Raw genomic sequence first — 793 nt, 5'->3', positions numbered from 1 at the left:
AAAAAGCTCATACGGATCACACCTTAACTTTCTCCTTATACTTTTAGCCTGTGCCCACTTCTTTTCAATAGGATTTAAATCGGGGCTGTAGGGAGGCAGAAACAGAATAGAATGTCCACTTTTTTCTATGGCAGCAATACTATCGGATCTTTTATGGAAGGTTGCATTGTCCATTACCAGGACTGAATTTGCAGGAATCGAGTGAAGAAGCTCCTGAGTTACCCAGGCATGAAAAACATCGGCATTGATGTTTCCTTCAAACAATCCTACATTGAGGATATTAAAATCCAGAATAGCTCCAATGGCGTTCACTCTTCCTTTATTATGCCAGTCTTTAACCCCGTAAGATCTTGTTCCTTTTAAGCTGTAGCTGTAATCTCTTGGTGCATCGGTAGCAAAACCACTCTCATCAATATAGATAATGTTTCTTTATTCCAACTGTTGATAATGAAACAAATGATTTTGAAATTCAGCTCTTTTAACAGGATCAGACTTGGGATGAGTCAGTGTTTTTTTTAACACTTATATTTAAACGTCTACGGGCATAGAGAATACAATTGGGACTGACTCCAAAGAAAGCAGCTCTTTCATACTGGTAGGCATCAGGAAAATCTTCTACATGTTTCTTTAAAGCTTCCATATCGATCTTCGTAGCGGGTTTATTTCTTTTCCCAACAGGAATAAGGTTTTGTTTCCAGCGGAAAAAGGTTCGGGTACTTATTCCAAAACGTTTACAAACAGCCTGATCAGTAAGTTTTTCCTGTTCTTTTATTTTAAATACTTGTTTGCGAAA

The 793-nt window shown here is 37.7% G+C and carries 2 protein-coding genes; both read right to left on the bottom strand.

Annotated elements, in window-relative coordinates:
- Window positions 1–414, bottom strand: a 414-nt coding sequence (locus H6W52_RS21115) for a transposase (RefSeq protein ID WP_133297232.1), incomplete at its 3' end; no start/stop codon positions are given.
- A 73-nt stretch (window positions 415–487) separates the two neighbouring features.
- The coding region (locus H6W52_RS21110; protein ID WP_116100186.1) for an IS630 transposase-related protein at window positions 488–793 on the bottom strand (306 nt) is incomplete at its 5' end.

The organism is Chryseobacterium sp. C2(2020) (assembly GCF_014218915.1).
GTDB lineage: Bacteria > Bacteroidota > Bacteroidia > Flavobacteriales > Weeksellaceae > Chryseobacterium > Chryseobacterium mucoviscidosis.
Note: the sequence above shows the minus strand (reverse complement) of the source record. Positions and strands in the feature narration are given on the sequence as shown.